The sequence below is a fragment of the Gemmobacter denitrificans genome (genome assembly GCF_036964905.1).
In the GTDB taxonomy this organism is placed as follows: Bacteria; Pseudomonadota; Alphaproteobacteria; order Rhodobacterales; family Rhodobacteraceae; genus Gemmobacter; species Gemmobacter denitrificans.
Genome location: NZ_JBALHR010000003.1, coordinates 71,743 through 88,265 on the forward strand (window position 1 = coordinate 71,743; position 16,523 = coordinate 88,265).

The 16,523-nt window shown below is 63.6% G+C and carries 16 protein-coding genes; 13 read left to right on the plus strand and 3 right to left on the minus strand.

Annotated features, from left to right (window positions below):
* The first annotated feature begins 1 nt into the window (after position 1).
* The 5 genes from tsaD to V6590_RS06150 are packed head-to-tail and all read left to right on the plus strand — an operon-like array spanning position 2 to position 3,146.
* Complete coding sequence (gene tsaD, locus V6590_RS06130; protein WP_335421695.1) at positions 2 to 1,084, plus strand: tRNA (adenosine(37)-N6)-threonylcarbamoyltransferase complex transferase subunit TsaD; 1,083 nt, start codon at positions 2 to 4, stop codon at positions 1,082 to 1,084.
* The gene (locus V6590_RS06135; protein ID WP_335420986.1) at positions 1,081 to 2,010 is read left to right on the plus strand and encodes an NAD(P)H-dependent glycerol-3-phosphate dehydrogenase; all 930 of its coding nucleotides are present in this window, start codon (positions 1,081 to 1,083) and stop codon (positions 2,008 to 2,010) included. Before tsaD ends, V6590_RS06135 begins: the two co-directional genes overlap by 4 nt.
* 5 nt (positions 2,011 to 2,015) lie before the next feature.
* The gene (locus tag V6590_RS06140; RefSeq protein ID WP_335421697.1) at positions 2,016 to 2,288 is read left to right on the plus strand and encodes a YciI family protein; all 273 of its coding nucleotides are present in this window, start codon (positions 2,016 to 2,018) and stop codon (positions 2,286 to 2,288) included.
* Positions 2,285 to 2,698 carry an EVE domain-containing protein gene (locus tag V6590_RS06145; RefSeq protein WP_335420988.1) on the plus strand — a complete coding sequence of 138 codons (414 nt, stop codon included), beginning with the start codon at positions 2,285 to 2,287 and terminating at the stop codon, positions 2,696 to 2,698. Before V6590_RS06140 ends, V6590_RS06145 begins: the two co-directional genes overlap by 4 nt.
* Positions 2,699 to 2,753: 55 nt before the next feature.
* Positions 2,754 to 3,146, plus strand: a complete 393-nt coding sequence (locus V6590_RS06150) for a DUF1761 domain-containing protein (protein ID WP_335420990.1) — start codon at positions 2,754 to 2,756, stop codon at positions 3,144 to 3,146.
* Between the two features lie 203 nt (positions 3,147 to 3,349).
* On the opposite strand, the gene recQ is transcribed toward V6590_RS06150, so the two are convergent.
* Both recQ and V6590_RS06160 read right to left on the minus strand, forming a co-directional pair.
* Positions 3,350 to 5,389, minus strand: a complete 2,040-nt coding sequence (gene recQ / locus V6590_RS06155) for a DNA helicase RecQ (RefSeq protein WP_335420992.1) — start codon at positions 5,387 to 5,389, stop codon at positions 3,350 to 3,352.
* 3 nt (positions 5,390 to 5,392) lie between these two features.
* The gene (locus V6590_RS06160) at positions 5,393 to 5,680 is read right to left on the minus strand and encodes a YggT family protein (RefSeq protein ID WP_335420994.1); all 288 of its coding nucleotides are present in this window, start codon (positions 5,678 to 5,680) and stop codon (positions 5,393 to 5,395) included.
* Positions 5,681 to 5,823: 143 nt separating this feature from the next.
* Between V6590_RS06160 and V6590_RS06165 the strand changes: the two genes are divergently transcribed.
* From V6590_RS06165 to V6590_RS06190, 6 genes are all read left to right on the plus strand, one after another.
* Entirely contained in the window at positions 5,824 to 6,354 is a 531-nt protein-coding gene (locus V6590_RS06165; protein WP_335420995.1) for an acyl-CoA thioesterase, read from the plus strand.
* Positions 6,355 to 6,409: 55 nt separating this feature from the next.
* A complete protein-coding gene (locus tag V6590_RS06170) occupies positions 6,410 to 7,771 on the plus strand; it encodes an MFS transporter (protein ID WP_335420997.1) in 1,362 nt (453 codons plus the stop codon).
* 2 nt (positions 7,772 to 7,773) lie between these two features.
* On the plus strand, positions 7,774 to 8,670 hold the full coding sequence (mepA, locus tag V6590_RS06175; protein ID WP_335421000.1) for a penicillin-insensitive murein endopeptidase: 897 nt from the start codon (positions 7,774 to 7,776) through the stop codon (positions 8,668 to 8,670).
* A complete protein-coding gene (locus V6590_RS06180; RefSeq protein WP_335421002.1) occupies positions 8,643 to 9,533 on the plus strand; it encodes an esterase-like activity of phytase family protein in 891 nt (296 codons plus the stop codon). Before mepA ends, V6590_RS06180 begins: the two co-directional genes overlap by 28 nt.
* Before the next feature lie 83 nt (positions 9,534 to 9,616).
* On the plus strand, positions 9,617 to 10,240 hold the full coding sequence (locus V6590_RS06185) for a queuosine precursor transporter (protein ID WP_335421003.1): 624 nt from the start codon (positions 9,617 to 9,619) through the stop codon (positions 10,238 to 10,240).
* Positions 10,241 to 11,240: 1,000 nt separating this feature from the next.
* Positions 11,241 to 12,275, plus strand: a complete 1,035-nt coding sequence (locus V6590_RS06190; protein WP_335421005.1) for a LacI family DNA-binding transcriptional regulator — start codon at positions 11,241 to 11,243, stop codon at positions 12,273 to 12,275.
* A 25-nt stretch (positions 12,276 to 12,300) separates the two neighbouring features.
* Here the strand turns inward: V6590_RS06190 and V6590_RS06195 are convergent, their stop codons facing one another.
* The gene (locus V6590_RS06195) at positions 12,301 to 12,804 is read right to left on the minus strand and encodes a peptidoglycan-binding domain-containing protein (protein ID WP_335421007.1); all 504 of its coding nucleotides are present in this window, start codon (positions 12,802 to 12,804) and stop codon (positions 12,301 to 12,303) included.
* A gap of 162 nt (positions 12,805 to 12,966) precedes the next feature.
* Here V6590_RS06195 and V6590_RS06200 point away from each other — a divergent pair, with 162 nt between their 5' ends.
* Positions 12,967 to 13,950 (plus strand): calcium-binding protein, encoded by a 984-nt coding sequence (locus V6590_RS06200; protein WP_335421009.1) that lies wholly within the window; start codon positions 12,967 to 12,969, stop codon positions 13,948 to 13,950.
* Between the two features lie 148 nt (positions 13,951 to 14,098).
* Entirely contained in the window at positions 14,099 to 16,465 is a 2,367-nt protein-coding gene (locus V6590_RS06205; protein ID WP_335421012.1) for a DEAD/DEAH box helicase, read from the plus strand.
* Positions 16,466 to 16,523: the final 58 nt, after the last annotated feature.

A 16,523-nucleotide genomic window follows, 5' to 3' on the forward strand; every position in this document is an offset into this window, starting at 1 on the left:
GCTGCAAGCGCCCCTGACCCTTCTTGGTATCGAAAGCAGTTGCGATGACACTGCCGCCGCGGTGGTGCGCCATGTGCCGGGGCAGGCGCCTGACATCCTGTCTTCGGTGGTCGAAGGGCAGACGGCGCTGCATGCGGCCTTTGGCGGGGTGGTGCCGGAAATCGCCGCCCGCGCCCATGCCGAACGGGTGGATCATTGCGTGGAACAGGCGCTGGCCCAAGCCGGGCTGGGCCTTGCCGATCTGGACGGGATTGCCGTGACGGCGGGGCCGGGTCTGATCGGCGGTGTGCTGTCGGGGGTCATGTGTGCCAAGGGGCTGGCCATGGCAACCGGTTTGCCGCTGATCGGGGTCAACCATCTGGCGGGCCATGCGCTGACCCCGCGCCTGACCGATGGCGTCGCCTATCCCTACCTGATGCTGCTGGTTTCGGGCGGGCATTGCCAGTTCCTGCGTGTCGATGGCCCGCAAGAATTTACCCGGCTGGGCGGATCGATCGACGATGCCCCGGGCGAGGCATTCGACAAGGTGGCCAAGGTTTTGGCCCTGCCCCAACCCGGTGGCCCGTCGGTGCAGGCCGAAGCCATGCAGGGCGATGCAAAACGCATCCGCCTGCCGCGCCCTTTGCTGGACCGGCCCGGCTATGACCTGTCATTTTCCGGTCTGAAAACCGCCGTGCTGCGCGCGCGCGATGATCTTATGGCGGGCAAAGGGGGATTGCACAGGCAGGACCGCGCGGATCTCTGCGCTGCGTTTCAGACGGCTGTGGCCGATGTGATCTGCGAAAAATCGCGTCGGGCGTTGACAGATCATCCGGTTGCCACTTTTGCCGTGGCGGGCGGGGTGGCCGCCAATACAGAGATCCGCGCCCGGCTGACTGCCTTGTGCGATGGGTTGGGGGTGCGCTTTCTCGCGCCGCCGCTGGCGCTGTGTACCGACAATGCCGCCATGATCGCCTGGGCCGGGATCGAACAGTTCCGGGCGCGCGGGGCTGATGACATGGCGCTGTCGGCACGCCCGCGCTGGCCGCTGGACCAGCGCAGCCCCGCTTTGATCGGATCGGGCAAGAAAGGGGCCAAGGCATGATCGGCGTCCTGGGGGCCGGGGCTTTTGGCGCGTCGCTGGCCATCGCGCTTGGGCGCGAGCGTGAAGTGATCCTGTGGGGGCGCAACTTGACAGGTCGCGATCTGCCGCGCCTGCCCGGGGCCGTGCTGCCTGCCCGGGTCACGACGACGGCCGATCTGGCAGAGGCCTGCCGGGCAGACACGCTTTTGCTGGCCTTGCCCATGCAGCAACTGGCGGGTTTTGCCCGCGATCATGCGGCGCATCTGACCGGGCATCCGCTGGTGGCCTGCTGCAAGGGGGTGGATCTGGCAACCGGGCTTGGCCCAGTGGAGGTGTTGGCCGCCCTGCACAGCCATCCGGCAGTGCTGACCGGCCCAAGCTTTGCCGCCGATATCGCGCGCGGATTGCCCACTGCGCTGACACTGGCCTGCGCCGATGATCGGCTGGGCGAGACGCTGCAGCACCAGCTCTCCACCCCGGCGCTGCGATTGTATCGCACGACCGATGTGATCGGGGCCGAACTGGGCGGCGCGCTGAAGAATGTGATCGCCATTGCCGCCGGCGTGGTGATCGGCGCGGGCCTGGGCGATTCCGCCCGGGCCGCATTGATGACCCGGGGCTATGCCGAAATGTTGCGCTTTGCCCTGGCCCAGGGGGCGCGCGGCGAAACGCTGGCTGGCCTGTCGGGCTTTGGCGATCTGGTGCTGACCTGCACGTCGGATCTTTCGCGCAACTTCCGCTTTGGTCGGGCCCTCGGGGCCGGGGTGTCCCCCGATCCGGCGCAGACTGTGGAAGGCGCTGCAACCGCGCAGGCCGTGGCGCGGATCGCCGCCGAACGCGGGCTCGACATGCCGGTTGCCGCCATGGTGGCCGCTTTGGCCGCGGGCCGCATCGGCCTGTCACAGGCCATCCAGACCCTTCTTTCCCGCCCTCTGAAACAGGAATGACCTTCATGCGTGTTGCCCTGATCTGCAAGGACAAGCCCGGCGCCCTGCAAACCCGGCTTGATAACCGGCCTGCCCATCTGGACTATATCAACACCACCGGCGTGGTGGAAATGGCAGGCCCGCTGCTGGCCGAAGATGGCAGCATGGCCGGTTCGCTGGTGATCCTGTCGGTGGATGACCTGCAGGCAGCGCGCGATTGGGCGGCGAATGATCCCTATGCCAAGGCGGGACTGTTTGCCGGGGTCGAGATCATCGAATGGAAGAAGGTGATCGGATGACCTACTGGCTGTTCAAATCGGAACCCGACACCTGGAGCTGGGATCAGCAGGTGGCCAAGGGGGAAGTGGGCGAAGAATGGCATGGCGTGCGCAACTATCAGGCGCGCAACAACATGCGGGCGATGAAGATCGGCGATCTGGGCTTTTTCTACCATTCCAACATCGGCAAGGCGGTGGTGGGGATTGTGGAGGTCTGCGCCGAAAGCGCGCCTGACAGCACGACAGATGATCCGCGTTGGGATTGCGTGCATATCCGGGCGGTCAAGCCGCTTCTGCGCGCCGTCACGCTGGAGGAATGCAAGGCCCATCCCGGTCTGGCACATATGGCCTTGGTCACCACCAGCCGGCTTTCGGTGCAGCCTGTCCGCCCCGAGGAGTGGGAGATCATCTGCAAGCTGGGCGGTCTTTGACCGCTTGGATTTTCCGGGCTGCTGCGGCACTCTGACGCAAAACCGGGAGGACAGGATGGAAGTGCTGAATGTTATCGCCGCGGCAATCGGCGGCTGGCTATTCGGGGCGGTCTGGTACATGGCGCTGGCCCGGCCCTGGATGCAGGCGGCAGGGATCGCGCCCGGACCGGATGGCCGCCCGCAAGGCAGTTCGGCCCGGCCCATGGCGCTAGCCGTGCTGGCCATGGTGCTGGTCGCGGGCATGATGCGCCATATCTTCGGTGCTTCGGGCATTGCGACCCCGGGTGCGGGGCTGGTGGCCGGGCTGGGCATCGGGGCCTTCTTCATCGCGCCATGGATCATGCTGAACAATGCCTTCGGGATGCGGCCCTTCCGGTTGACGCTGATCGACGGCGGCTATGCGATTTTTGGCTGTGGCGTGATCGGATTGATCTTGGCACTGTTCTGAAGCGCCAATCCGAACGAACCTTCATGAAAAGAAATGAAGGGCCCCCACACCCCTGCGGGACCCTTCATTCACCCCACGTGCTCCCATAGCACCACACGTGTTCTGATAAGGGTCCGGGCATCCTGCCGTTGAATTGAACATAGCTTGTTCCGGCAGGCGAAACAAAGCCCAACTGTCTGGCATTTGACGCAAATCCGTGGGGTTCAACCGCGGCAGATGTCCAGAAACGCCGCGCCGAAGCGTTCCAGTTTGGCGGGCCCCAGATCGCCTGCACGATCCAGTTCGGCAAGGCTGGCGGGCCGCGCCTCGGCGATGCGGCGCAAGGCGGCTTGCGACAGCGACAGCGGTTTGCCGATCCCGTCTTCGCCCCGCATGAGCCGAAGCTGCGCCTCGGCCAGCCTGTCGAAAATCTCGGCCGCCGGTTGCCCGGCCAGCTTGGCTCGCGCCGGATGCAAAGCATCGGCCGCGCCAGTGATCACCGCAAGGAAGGCCGCGCCATAGCTTTCCAGTTTCTTCGCGCCCACGCCACTGATCTGCGCCATCTGGTCCAGCGTGGCAGGGCGGCGTTCGGCCATTTCCATCAGCGTGCGATCGGGGAAGATGACATAGGCCGGCACCCGCGCGGCCTCGGCCAATGCCCGTCGCTTGGCCTTCAGCGCAGAGAGCAGCGGCGCATCCTCTTCTGACACCAACGCCTTGACTACCGAGCCGCTGCCCGTGGCCTGCACGGTATCGCGGCGCAGCGTGATGCTTTCCTCGCCCCGCAGAATGGGACGGGCGGCATCGGTCATGCGCAGCGCGCCGAACCGGTCGGGATCGGGGCGCAGCAGATCGCGGCCCATCATCTGCCGGAATACCGCGCCCCAAGCGGTTTTGGTCAGATCGCGCCCCACGGCAAAAGTGGGCAGCGCGTCATGGCCCTTTTCGCGCACCTTGGGCGTGGCATTGCCGGTCAGAATGTCGATCAGATGCCCGGCGCCAAACCATTCGCCGGTGCGCAGCACCGCCGACAGAGCCTTGCGCACGGCATCGGTGGCATCGAACAGTTGCGCAGGCCGGTCGCACAGATCGCAGTTGCCACAGGGTGCGCTGGTTTCCCCGAAATAGCCCAGCAGAACCTGACGGCGGCATCCCACCGCCTCGGCCAGACCGAGCAGGGCGTTCAGCCGTGCGTGATCGGCCTGTTTGCGATCCAGCGGTGCGGGGCTTTCGTCGATCTGGCTGCGGCGCAGGCGGATATCATCGGGACCATAAAGCGTGAGCGTTTCCGCAGGTGCCCCATCGCGCCCGGCGCGGCCGATTTCCTGATAATAGGCCTCGATGCTTTTCGACAGGTCGGCATGGGCAACCCAGCGGATATCGGGTTTGTCGATCCCCATGCCAAAGGCAATGGTCGCGCAGACGATAAGCCCGTCTTCCTGTTGGAAGCGCACCTCGACATCGCGGCGCTCGACTGCCTCCATCCCGCCATGGTAATGGCAGGCAGCATGGCCCGCCTCGCGCAGCGCCTGTGCCAGAACCTCGGTCTTGGATCGTGTGGCGCAATAGACGATGCCCGACTGACCTTTGCGCGCCCCGGCAAAATCGAGGATCTGCCGCCTCGGGCTGTCTTTCACGGCAAAGGCCAGATGGATGTTCGGCCGGTCAAACCCGCGCAGGAAGGTTGCAGGTTCTGCCCCGGCAAACAGGCGGGCGATGATTTCGGTCCGGGTTTCTTCATCCGCCGTGGCCGTGAACGCAGCCAGAGGCACGCCGAGTTCGCGTTTCAGATCGCCGATACGCAGGTAATCGGGGCGGAAATCATGGCCCCACTGGCTGACGCAATGTGCTTCGTCCACCGCAATCAGATTGGTGCCGATGCGGCGCAGAAGGCCCATGGTGCCCGGTGTCGCCAGCCGTTCGGGCGCCATGTACAGCAGCTTCAGCCGCCCTTCATCCAGCGCGCGGAACACCTCTTCGGTTTCCTCATCGGTATTGCCCGAGGTCAGCGCCCCGGCCTCGACCCCCGCTTCGCGCAACGACCGGACCTGATCGCGCATCAGCGCAATCAACGGGGAAATGACCACCGTAACCCCATCGCGGCACAGCGCAGGCAACTGGAAACACAACGATTTTCCACCGCCGGTCGGCATGATGGCCAGTGTGTCGCGCCCGGCCAGCACGGCCTCGACGATTTCTTCCTGACCGGGGCGGAAGGCCCCGTAACCGAAAACCCTCGCCAGCAATTCGCGCGGGTGTTGCATCGGTCAGGCGAAGGCGTAGGCGTTGTTGATGATGACAATGCGCGCGGCGTAAACCGCCAGAAGCACGATGAGCGGTGCGAAATCGATCCCACCCATGGCAGGCAGCGCGGCGCGGATGCGGGAATAGACCGGCTCCAGCACCCGGTTCAGGCCGTACCAGATCTGGCCAACCAGCGGCTGGCGCAGATTGAGAACCTGAAAGTTGATGAGCCAGGACATGATGATATGCGCAATGATCACGAATTGCGCCACATCCAGCAGCAGAAGCAGGATTTGCAACAAGGACAGCATCGGTTCGCCTCTACGATATGTTGTGGTTTAGGTAACCCGTGGCCCCAGAAATCACAACCATTTCCACACAAGGCTTGCCGCAGCGTTCAGCTTGACCTTTACGTCAGCCCACGGCAAGCGGGTGCGGCAGAGGAGCCGCGCCGATGTATCCCTATCTTCGACTTGCCAAAGAAATCCTTAAGTTTCGCAAGGCCCCGCCTTTGGGCATCTTTGACACCCATGTCAGCACCCATATTTGCTGGCCCTGGGATATCGACCCGTGGATGGAGCTGAACAACGGGCGCACGCTGACGCTGTTCGATTTGGGCCGGGTGCCGCTGGCCATCCGGTCGGGGCTGGCACGGGTGGTGCGTCAGCAGGGCTGGGGCATGGCGATCGCGGGGAATACCACGCGTTACCGCAAGCGGGTGACGGCATTTCAGAAAGTGACCATCCGGTCGCGTTGTGTCGGCTGGGACGCGCGGTTCATCTATCTGGAACAAAGCATGTGGCAGGGCGAGGATTGCACCAGCCAGATGCTGGCCCGATCCGCCTTCACCTCGCGGCAGGGTCTTGTGCCGCCCGCCCGGGTGCTGGAGGCGATGGGACTGCCGCAGGAAAGCCCCGAAATGCCGACCTGGGTTCAGGCCTGGATCGCAGCGGACGCCACGCGACCGTGGCCGCCTGAACGGTAAGGCTTGCCAGCCAGGGCCGTTTCAGGCTTGATCCGCAAAATGCATGGGGGCAGGCATGACGACGGAACGCAAGCGCATCTGGGGCTGGTACTTCTTCGACTGGGCCAGCCAACCCTACAACACCTTGTTGCTGACCTTTGTCTTTGGCCCCTATTTTGCCGAAGTTGCCCGCGCCCATTACCTTGCGCAGGGCATGACGGTCGAGGCCGCAGGCGCGCAGGCGCAGGCCTTCTGGGGCTATGGCCAGACGATTTCCGGCATCCTGATCGCGCTTCTGGCCCCCGTTCTGGGGGCCATCGCGGATGGGTCTGGCCGACGCATGGTCTGGATATGGGTCTTCTCGGCCTTCTATGTCATCGGATCCTGGGGGCTGTGGTATCTGACCCCCGACATGCCTGATCTGACGCTGGCCATGTTGTTCTTTGGCCTTGGCCTGATCGGGATGGAGTTCGCCACCATCTTCACCAATTCGCTGATGCCCGGTCTGGCCGGGCAGGATGAGATGGGCAAGATTTCCGGCGCTGGTTTTGCCTTTGGCTATCTGGGCGGGATCATCGCGCTGCTGATCATGCTGGTTCTGCTGGCCGAGAATGGCAGCACCGGCAAGACGCTGATCGGGATGGACCCGATCCTTGGGCTGGATGCCGCGGCACGCGAAGGCACCCGGTCGGTCGGGCCCTTTACCGCGCTGTGGTATGCCATCTTCATGGTGCCCTTCTTTCTGTGGGTACGGGAAAAGCCCGGCACCGGAACCGGCCAACCGGTCGGAGCGGCGTTGGCCGATCTGCTGGCGCTGCTGAAATCGCTGCCCAGCCGGCAAAGCCTGTTTGCCTATCTGATGTCGTCGATGTTCTACCGCGATGCGCTGAACGCGCTTTATGGCTTTGGCGGGGTCTATGCTTCGGGCGTGCTGGGGTGGAGCGTCACGCAGATCGGCATTTTCGGCATTGCCGGGGCGATTGCCGCCAGCCTCGCCACATGGCTCGGCGGAAAATATGACAGCGCGCGTGGGCCCAAACCGGTGATCGTGGTGTCGTGCTGGGTTCTGATCCTGGTGACATCGATCATCGTCGGCATGTCGCGTGAGCAGATTTTTGGTATCCCCCTGGCCGAAGGGTCCAGCTTGCCCGACATCATCATGTATGTTTGTGGCGCGTTGATCGGGGCGGCGGGTGGCACCGTGCAATCGGCATCGCGCACCATGATGGTGTTCCACACGACACCCGAACGCGCGACCGAGGCCTTCGGTCTGTTTGCCCTGTCGGGCAAGGCTACCGCCTTCATCGCGCCCTTTGCCATCGCGGTGGCCTCGGATCTCAGCGGATCGCAGCGCATCGGCGTGGCACCGCTGATCGGCCTGTTCCTTCTGGGGCTGGTTCTGCTAATCTGGGTCAAACCCAAGGGTGAGCAGGCCTGACCATGATCCGTACGATTTCGCTGGCATTTTGCCTTGGCCTTGCGGCGCTGCCGGTACAGGCCGAAAAACTGGCAAACAAGCTGTTCGGGGCGCATGACACCCCGTCGCAACAGGCACCGATGCCGATCGGCAGCTATGCCAAGGGCTGCGCGGCGGGGTTGGTGGAACTGCCGGAAAGCGGCCCCACCTGGCAGGCCATGCGCCTGTCGCGGGGGCGGAATTTCGGTCATCCCGAGATGATCCGGTTTCTGCAAGGCTTGTCGGTTGCTGCGACCGAGGTTGGTTGGGCCGGGCTCTACATCGGTGACATCAGCCAGCCGCGCGGGGGGCCGATGACATCGGGCCATGCCAGCCATCAGATCGGGCTGGATGCCGATATCTGGATGCTGCCGCCGCGTCGTCTGAATCTGAGCCGGGCAGAGCGGGAAGAGATCAGCTCGATCCCCGTCCGCTCGGCCGATCAGCGCAGTGTCACCGGAAACTGGACGCCAGCCCATCACGCGCTGCTGCGCGCCGCCGCATCAGACCCACGGGTGGACCGCATCTTTGTGGCGGCGGCGGTGAAGATCGAAATGTGCAAGACGGCCAAACGCCGTGACAAGGCCTGGCTGCAGAAGATCCGCCCTGTGGCCGGGCATGATACCCATTTCCATGTGCGGCTGAAATGCCCCGAAGGCGCGACGCTGTGCCAGACGCAGAAGCCCACGGTTGCCGAATTGTCCAATGGTGGCGATGGCTGCGACGATACGCTGATGTGGTGGGTGACCGATTATCTGAACCCGCCGAAATCCGACGGCAAGAAACCGAAAGACCCGGAAGCGCCCAAAAAGAAACATCCGCGCCAGTTCACCATGGCCGATCTGCCCGCCCAATGCGCCTCCGTACTTTCTGCGCCCTGATCCTCGGCTGCGGGCTGGCGCTGGACAGCAGCGCCGCTCCCACCGAAACGGCAGGGTTGGTCGGCAGTTTCATCTGGCGATCTGATGATCCGGCACTTGGCGGCATGTCAGCCATTGAACTGGACCCATCGGGGACCGGCTTTACCGCGCTGTCGGATCGTGGCGGCTGGACGCGTGGGCGTCTGATCCGTGATCCCGAGGGGCGCATTACGGGGCTTGAGGCTGCGCCGGTGCAACGGCTGCGTGGCAAGGGGCAGGCTGGGCTGGCAGCCGGGCGGACCGACAGCGAAGGGCTGGCGGTTGCCAAGGGGGGCACGGCCTATGTGTCTTTCGAAGGCGCGGCACGGGTGCTGCGCTATGACCGGCTGGATGGCCCTGCGGAAAACCTGCCCATCCCCGATGCCTTTCGCCGGATGCAGCGCAATTCGGCGCTGGAGGCGCTGGCCATTGCGCCCGATGGCGCGCTGTTCACCCTGCCGGAACGGTCGGGCGCGGAAGATCGGCCCTTCCCGGTCTGGCGCTATCGCAAGGGCACCTGGGATCAGCCGTTCAGCCTGCCGCGCGAGGGGTTGTTCCTGCCGGTCGGGGCTGACTTCGGGCCCGATGGCCAGCTTTATCTGCTGGAGCGGCAGTTTCGTGGCCTGATGGGGTTTGCCAGCCGGGTGCGGCGCTTTGCCATCACCGGCGATACGATCAGCGCAGGCGAGGTCTTGCTGGAAACCAGGCCGGGCCGGCATGACAATCTGGAAGGGCTTTCGGTCTGGCGCGATGCTGCAGGCGATTTGCGCCTGACCATGATCGCAGATGACAATTTCCGCTTTTTCCAGACCACGGAAATCGTGGAATACCGCATCCCCGGTTGACTCAGGGGCCCGTGCGGCGGTATCGGGTCGGCCTTGCCCATCACGGGCCAAGTCTCCGCGACCTTGTAAAAAACGGAACAGACATGTCCAAATCCCTGCTTCCTGGCATTCTTGCCATGGCCGCGCTTGTCGTGGCTTCCAATATCCTTGTGCAATATCTGCTGGGCCCCTGGCTGACCTGGGGTGCCCTGACCTATCCGCTTGCCTTTCTGGTGACTGACCTGACCAACCGCCTGCAAGGCCCTGCCGCCGCGCGCCGGGTTGTGCTGGTGGGCTTTGCCGTCGGTGTTGTCTGCTCGCTGATCGGCACACAGATCATGGGCGAATTCGGGCCGCTGGTCACACTGCGGGTGGCAATCGGATCGGGCCTTGCCTTCCTTGCGGCCCAAATGACCGATATCGCCATCTTCAACCGTCTGCGGGCGGGCAGCTGGTGGCGCGCGCCCTTTGTCTCCACGCTCGTCAGCTCCAGTCTGGATACGATCCTGTTTTTCTCCATCGCCTTCTCGGCCGCGCTGGTCTGGCTGGAACCGGGCAATGATATCGGCTGGGCGAATGAGGCCGTTCCCTTGCTGGGTTTGGGCCCGGTCCTGCCGCTGTGGATGTCGCTCGCCGTTGCGGATTGGCTGGTGAAACTGACTCTGGCGGCTGTTGCGCTTGTGCCATTCCGGATCATTGTCGGAAAGTTGACTCTGCGTCCGCTATAAAACCTTTTGACAATGACAAAAACTGTGTCACCCTCTGCTTATCGGCAATCTTTGAAAGGAGGTGATCCAGTGTCTAGAGTGATATTGGAGAGAGGTGTCGGGACAGTCGGGAGGTGCGATTTCTAAGGGCAACCCCTTGAAATGCAAACCTCTGATTGGGCTTGCTACCTAACTGGCCCATCTCCTTGGAACTCGGAAAAGGTTGCCGTGCTGCGGCAACCTTTTCTCTTTTTTAATCCGGATTAAATTCGGGTTTATTTTACGGCGATATTCTGGGCACGGCGTCAATTGAATGTTTCAATTCCGTGCTTCGGATATCCCGGTGTCATCTTGGAATGTGACGGGCCGGATTATTGCAAAGCCGCGCCCTGTGGACTGATATGCCGATGCACGATCATATCGATGATCCGGCACAGGGTGGATGCAAAAGGAAAGCAGAAGAGATGGTGTCCGCGGCGGGATTCGAACCCACGGCCCCAGGATTCATCCCACTTCGGCTTTCGCCGCCGCCCTGTGGGCGTTCGTGGGCTGGACTGTCCCTTCACCCTGGGCCAAAGGCCGTTAGGTGCTGCCCGTCCAGTCTCTACACCTTCCCCGCAAGGCGGGGCTTGGCTCGGGATTGGCAAGGTGCAACGCACCGTAGCTTTCCCCGACTTTGAGCAGATCCGTTGCGCGGTTTCCGCACGCAACGCCCAATTTTGTCTAGGAATCCTGTGCTCTATCCAGCTGAGCTACGCAGACCCGTCTCTTCTGCCCGCCTTGTACCCGGTTCGCTGCGTCGAAACAAGCGCGATACAGGGCAGCAGGAAGGTGAAGGGGGGATGAAATTTGGCCCACCATCCCCCCTTCAGGTCCCTCGCGCCAGTTGAGAGCTTGCGGGCGCGCTGGATTCGGATATGGCCGTGTTAGCGCTATCATTAGCAGATGATCTGCCCTTGGACAAGCGTTTCCTTTGGCGCTAACAATGGGGCTATCCCTTCAAGCCACGAGGTTTCAGCCAGTGTCCAGACCGCCCGTTGCCGACCCGCGCCGCACCCTGACCCTGCGCGATGTCTCCGAAGCTTCGGGGGTAAGCGAGATGACGGTCAGCCGCGTTTTGCGCAACCGGGGCGATGTGTCTGATACGACACGCGAAAAGGTACTGCAGGCGGCCCGCGCCCTGGGCTATGTGCCCAACAAGATCGCGGGGGCGCTCGCATCGCAGCGCGTGAACCTTGTGGGGGTCATCATCCCCTCCATGTCGAACATGGTCTTTCCCGAGGTGATGACCGGCATATCCGAAACGCTGGAAGATACCGGGCTGCAGCCTGTCATGGGCGTGACCAATTACAATCCCGAACGCGAAGAGTCGGTATTGTATGAAATGCTCAGCTGGCGGCCATCGGGTGTGATCATTGCCGGTCTGGAACACAGTCCTGCCGCGCGGGCCATGCTGGAAAGCGCAGGCATCCCGATTGTCGAGATCATGGATATCGACGGCGATCCGGTGGACAGCGCGGTGGGCATTTCCCATCGCCGCGCCGGCCGACAGATGGCCGAGACCATCGTGGCTTCGGGCTATCGCCGTATCGGATTTCTGGGCACCAAGATGCCCGAGGATCACCGCGCCCGCAAACGGCTGGAAGGGTTCCGCGAAGGGCTGGCGCGGGCCGGGCTGGAACTGGCGGATGAGGAATATTACGGCGGCGGATCGGCCCTGCTGAAGGGCCGCGAGATGACCGAGGCGATCCTGCGCCGGACGCCAGACCTCGATTTCCTGTATTATTCCAACGACATGATCGGGGCGGGTGGCTTGCTCTGGTGTCTGGACCAGGGCATAGATGTGCCAGGGCGGCTGGGGCTTGCCGGGTTCAACGGTGTTGAACTGCTGGATGGGTTGCCGCGCAAACTGGCCACCATGGATGCCTGCCGCCGTGAAATCGGTGTCCATGCGGCGGAAATCATCGCAGGCAAGCGGCCCTCCGGGGTGATCGGGGGCGAGTTGATCGAACTCTTCCCCACCCTGCAACCCGGCGACACGATCCGCAGACCGTAAGGCCGGGCTGCCGGGGAAGGTGGCCTCAGTAGATCAGCCCGTCAAACACCCCATAAACACCTGCCTGTGAATGCAGGCTCTGCCCCATGCCGCTGTCATTGGCATAGGCAACTATGGCGTTGTAGGTGCTGGGGCCGAAAGAGCCATCGACCCGGCTGCGGTAATAGCCATAGGTCGCCAGCCGCTGCTGGATGCGCTGCCGATCGTGATAGCCATAGGAATTGAACGCCTGCGCCACCGGGGTCTGCCAGATCGTCGGACGATGCACCGGCGGCTGCGGGCGATAGACCGGCTGCGGCGGATAGGGTTGGTACTGGTGGAGTTTCTGCTTTTTCGATTTGCGGTGTTCATCCAGCATCGCGTCGATCAGCAAGGTGGCCACGACGCCTTTCAGCACATTGCGTTCATCCCGGCCAAGCGCCTCGGCGGGGGCGGTAGCGCCCGATGCCAAGGCAAGGGCGGTCACCCCGGCCAAGACCATGCGGGGCAGCGAGGTGGCAAATCGGTGGGGCAGGACAGAGGGCAGCATGTCGGTTCCTTTCGGGACAGTGTTTCACTGGCCTGACAGATGCTCCGCTGTTGCACGCTAGGCAAAATCGGGGGGGTGTTATCGAATATCAGCCTTGATTTTCTTGGATTACCTGCGGAATTCGCGCTATCAGCGGATAAACGCGATGCGAAAGGCAGCCTCATGGCGATCCTGATCAAAGGTGGTCTGACCGCACAGCGGATCAATCTGCACGACACTTTTCATGAAAAGACCGGGTGGTGGGAGGCCACACTGGTTGTCTGGGCTGATCTGAATGTGCATTTCGGGGCCGATCGAATGGTGACGATCGACGGCAGCCGGTATGACAACGGCTATGTTGGTTATTTGTCGGGCGAACGTGAAGTGAAGGTCGATGGCGATCTGGAATTTTCCGAAACCGGGCTTCTGACATCCGGTCGGGTACATTCCCTGCACGTGCAGAAAAGTGAGTGGCCTGCGGACGGCTATTCGACCTTTACGCTGCGCGATGTCGATCTGGCGGCATCGGCGGTGATGGCGGCGGCTGCCACGCAAGGCATGACCGATGACCAGCGGCTTTATGATGCTGCCATGACCGGGGATGATGTGCTGATCGGCCTTGGTCTGCCCGCCGCTGACCGGGTCTTGAAGGGGTTGGGCGGTGACGATCTCATCCTTGTGACCGACGGCCCCGGCAGGCTGATGGGTGGCAGCGGGCATGACCTGCTGGAATCCCGCGAAGGTCGCGATTGGCTGGAGGGTGGTCCGGGACATGATCTGCTGATGGCGGGCAGTGGCGCGGATCGCCTGTTCGGTGGGAAGGGCGACGATGTTCTGGCTGCGCAGGCCGGACCCGATACGATGACCGGCGGCAGCGGGGCGGATGATTTCGTCTTTGCAACCGCGGCGCGTGGCCAGGTGATCCGTGATTTCACCCCCGGGACGGACCGGCTGCTGTTTGCGTTTGGCGGCGACATCGATGTGTCCGACCTGCGAATGACCGATCAGGCCGAAGGTCTTCGTATCCGTTTGGCGGGGTTTGGGGTCACCCTCAAGGGTGTCACGACGCAGGATTTGCAGGCCGACGACCTTGTCTTCGGCCCCGATGCGACCGCGCGGATCGACAGCGCCATTGATGCATTTCTGGCCAATTGGGCCTATGGCTGACAGCCCGGGGCTATACATCCCGCCGGATTTGCTGTAGGCGCGGCGCAAGGCTCCAACGATTCCGGGGCGGCGCGGGCAGGGAGGCCCGGTCGCAAGGGGAAGGGCAGGGCCGTCACGCGGGCCCGATGCGCCCCTTCTGGATGAATACATGACCGACATGATGATTGCGGCCCCGCTGGCAGCGGCGCTTGCCGCCAAGGGCTATGACTCCCTTACCCCCGTGCAACAGGCGGTGATCGCCCCTGATCTTGCAGGCCGCGACGCGCTGGTTTCGGCGCAGACCGGGTCGGGCAAGACCGTGGCCTTTGGACTTGCGATGGCGGGCGAGGTTCTGGGCGGTGCGGACCGTCTGCTGTTTGCCGAAACGCCCTTGTCGCTGATTATCGCGCCGACGCGCGAACTGGCGCAGCAGGTCGCGCGCGAACTGGGTTGGCTCTATGCCGATGCGGGTGCGCAGATTGCCACCTGTGTGGGCGGGATGGATTACCGCAACGAACGCCGGGCGCTGGAACGTGGCGCGCATATCGTTGTGGGCACGCCGGGCCGTCTGCGCGACCATATCGAACGCGGTAGCCTTGATCTGTCGGCACTGAAGGTTGCCGTGCTGGATGAGGCGGATGAAATGCTCGATCTGGGCTTTGCCGAGGATCTGGAATTCATCCTGTCCAACGCCCCGGAAGAGCGCCGCACCCTGATGTTTTCGGCCACGGTGCCGAAAGAGATCGAGGCGCTGGCCGGCACCTTCCAGCGCGATGCTGTGCGCCTGCAGACGCAGGGCGAGGCCAAGCAGCATGGCGATATCGAATATCGCGCCCTGAATGTGACGGCGCGCGACAAGGAACATGCGATCTTCAACGTGCTGCGTTTCTATGAGGCGCGCACCGCCATCGTGTTCTGCAAGACCCGGGCCAACGTCAATCACCTGCTGGCCCGCATGGGCAATCGCGGATTCCAGGTGGTCGCACTGTCGGGCGAGCTGTCGCAATCCGAACGGATGCACGCGCTGCAGGCGCTGCGGGATGGTCGGGCGCGGGTCTGTATCGCGACGGATGTTGCGGCGCGCGGGATCGACCTGCCGGGGCTGGAACTGGTGGTTCATGCCGATCTGCCCAGCAATCCCGAAACCCTGCTGCACCGGTCTGGGCGCACGGGGCGTGCGGGCAAGAAGGGCACTTCGGTGCTGATCGTGCCGCCCGCCGAATTCCGCAAGGCAGGCCGTATTCTGCAGGGCGCCAAGGTCACGGCAGAATGGGCCAAGCCGCCATCGGCGGACGAGGTGCAGGAACGCGATGATGCCCGTCTGATGGAACATCAGGCGCTGGCCGAAGCCCCGGGCGATGAGGCAGCACTGGCCCAGGCCCTGCTGGAGCGCTATGGGGCCGAGCAGGTTTCGGCGGCCTTCATCCGGCTGTGGCGCGAAGGCCGTTCTGCCCCTGAAGTGCTGCACGACGCCCTGCCTCCGCCCGCGGCTTCGGCGCCGCGCCCGCGGGGTGAGTTTGGCGAAAGCGTCTGGTTCACCATCTCGGTCGGTCATGAAGGCCGCGCCGAGGCGCGCTGGCTGCTGCCGAAGATTTGCGATGCTGTTGGCATCACCAAGCAGGAAATCGGCGCAATCCGCGTGCAGCAAGACCGCAGCTTTGTGCAGATCGCCAAGGCCGTGGCCGGGCGGTTTGCCGAAACCGCCGAACTGGAACCCGGTCTGACCATGACACGCATGGCTGGTGAACCGGATCTGGCCCGCCCCGAACGCCCGCGCCCCGCGCCCCGCGCAGATCGTGCCGACCGCGCGCCGCGCCCCGAAAGGGCAGAGCGTGCCGATCGCCCGGCGCGGACCTATACGCCCAAGCCTTCGCGGTTTGTCGAGGATGACGCCGCGCCCGCAGCGGCGGAAAGTGCGGCGAAACCCTGGGCCAAGCGCGACGAGGGTGACGCCCCGCGCAAACCCTATGCGCGGCGTGACGACGGCGATGCCCCGCGCAAACCTTACGCCAAACGTGCCGAAGGGGATGCAAAGCCTTGGGCTTCGCGTGATGGTGCAGAACGCAAGCCTTACGCAAAACGCGAAGATGCGCCGCGCAAACCGTATGAAAAGCGTGACTCAGACGCATATTCCGCCAAACCGCGCGCGTCGGACGCAGCGCCGAAACGGTCATGGAATGATGCCGATGCTGGGGATGCCCCACGCAAACCCTATGCCAAGCGCAGCGATGGCCCGGCAAAACCCTATGTAAAGCGTGATGAGGCAGATGCCGATCGCAAGCCGCGCTGGAAGGCGGGCGACAAACCGGCGCCGAAAGCCGCTGCGTCGCGTGCCCGTGCGGAAAAAGGCCCCGAGTCCAAGCCGTTCCGCAGCTCCGGGTTCAAATCGCATGGCGCTGGCAAGGCGGGTGATGACAAGCCCGGTCGCGCGACAGGCTTCAAATCCCATGCTACGGCCCGGCCCGCCAAGCCCAAGGCAGCCCCGATGGATGCACGCGATACGTCCAAGCGTTTCGTGCCGCCGAAAAAGAAGTGATGCAGCGCCGGTTCGACTGGGCGTGCCGCTAGATCAGGAAAGGGGGGCAATCAGCCCC

Coding starts and splice junctions, on each gene's coding strand:
- V6590_RS06135 (WP_335420986.1), top strand. CDS start 1,081: ATGATCGGCGTCCTGGGGGCCGGGGCTTTTGGCGCGTCGCTGGCCATC.
- V6590_RS06140 (WP_335421697.1), top strand. CDS start 2,016: ATGCGTGTTGCCCTGATCTGCAAGGACAAGCCCGGCGCCCTGCAAACC.
- V6590_RS06145 (WP_335420988.1), top strand. CDS start 2,285: ATGACCTACTGGCTGTTCAAATCGGAACCCGACACCTGGAGCTGGGAT.
- V6590_RS06150 (WP_335420990.1), top strand. CDS start 2,754: ATGGAAGTGCTGAATGTTATCGCCGCGGCAATCGGCGGCTGGCTATTC.
- recQ (WP_335420992.1), bottom strand. CDS start 5,389: ATGCAACACCCGCGCGAATTGCTGGCGAGGGTTTTCGGTTACGGGGCC.
- V6590_RS06160 (WP_335420994.1), bottom strand. CDS start 5,680: ATGCTGTCCTTGTTGCAAATCCTGCTTCTGCTGCTGGATGTGGCGCAA.
- V6590_RS06165 (WP_335420995.1), top strand. CDS start 5,824: ATGTATCCCTATCTTCGACTTGCCAAAGAAATCCTTAAGTTTCGCAAG.
- V6590_RS06170 (WP_335420997.1), top strand. CDS start 6,410: ATGACGACGGAACGCAAGCGCATCTGGGGCTGGTACTTCTTCGACTGG.
- mepA (WP_335421000.1), top strand. CDS start 7,774: ATGATCCGTACGATTTCGCTGGCATTTTGCCTTGGCCTTGCGGCGCTG.
- V6590_RS06180 (WP_335421002.1), top strand. CDS start 8,643: ATGCGCCTCCGTACTTTCTGCGCCCTGATCCTCGGCTGCGGGCTGGCG.
- V6590_RS06185 (WP_335421003.1), top strand. CDS start 9,617: ATGTCCAAATCCCTGCTTCCTGGCATTCTTGCCATGGCCGCGCTTGTC.
- V6590_RS06195 (WP_335421007.1), bottom strand. CDS start 12,804: ATGCTGCCCTCTGTCCTGCCCCACCGATTTGCCACCTCGCTGCCCCGC.
- V6590_RS06200 (WP_335421009.1), top strand. CDS start 12,967: ATGGCGATCCTGATCAAAGGTGGTCTGACCGCACAGCGGATCAATCTG.
- V6590_RS06205 (WP_335421012.1), top strand. CDS start 14,099: ATGACCGACATGATGATTGCGGCCCCGCTGGCAGCGGCGCTTGCCGCC.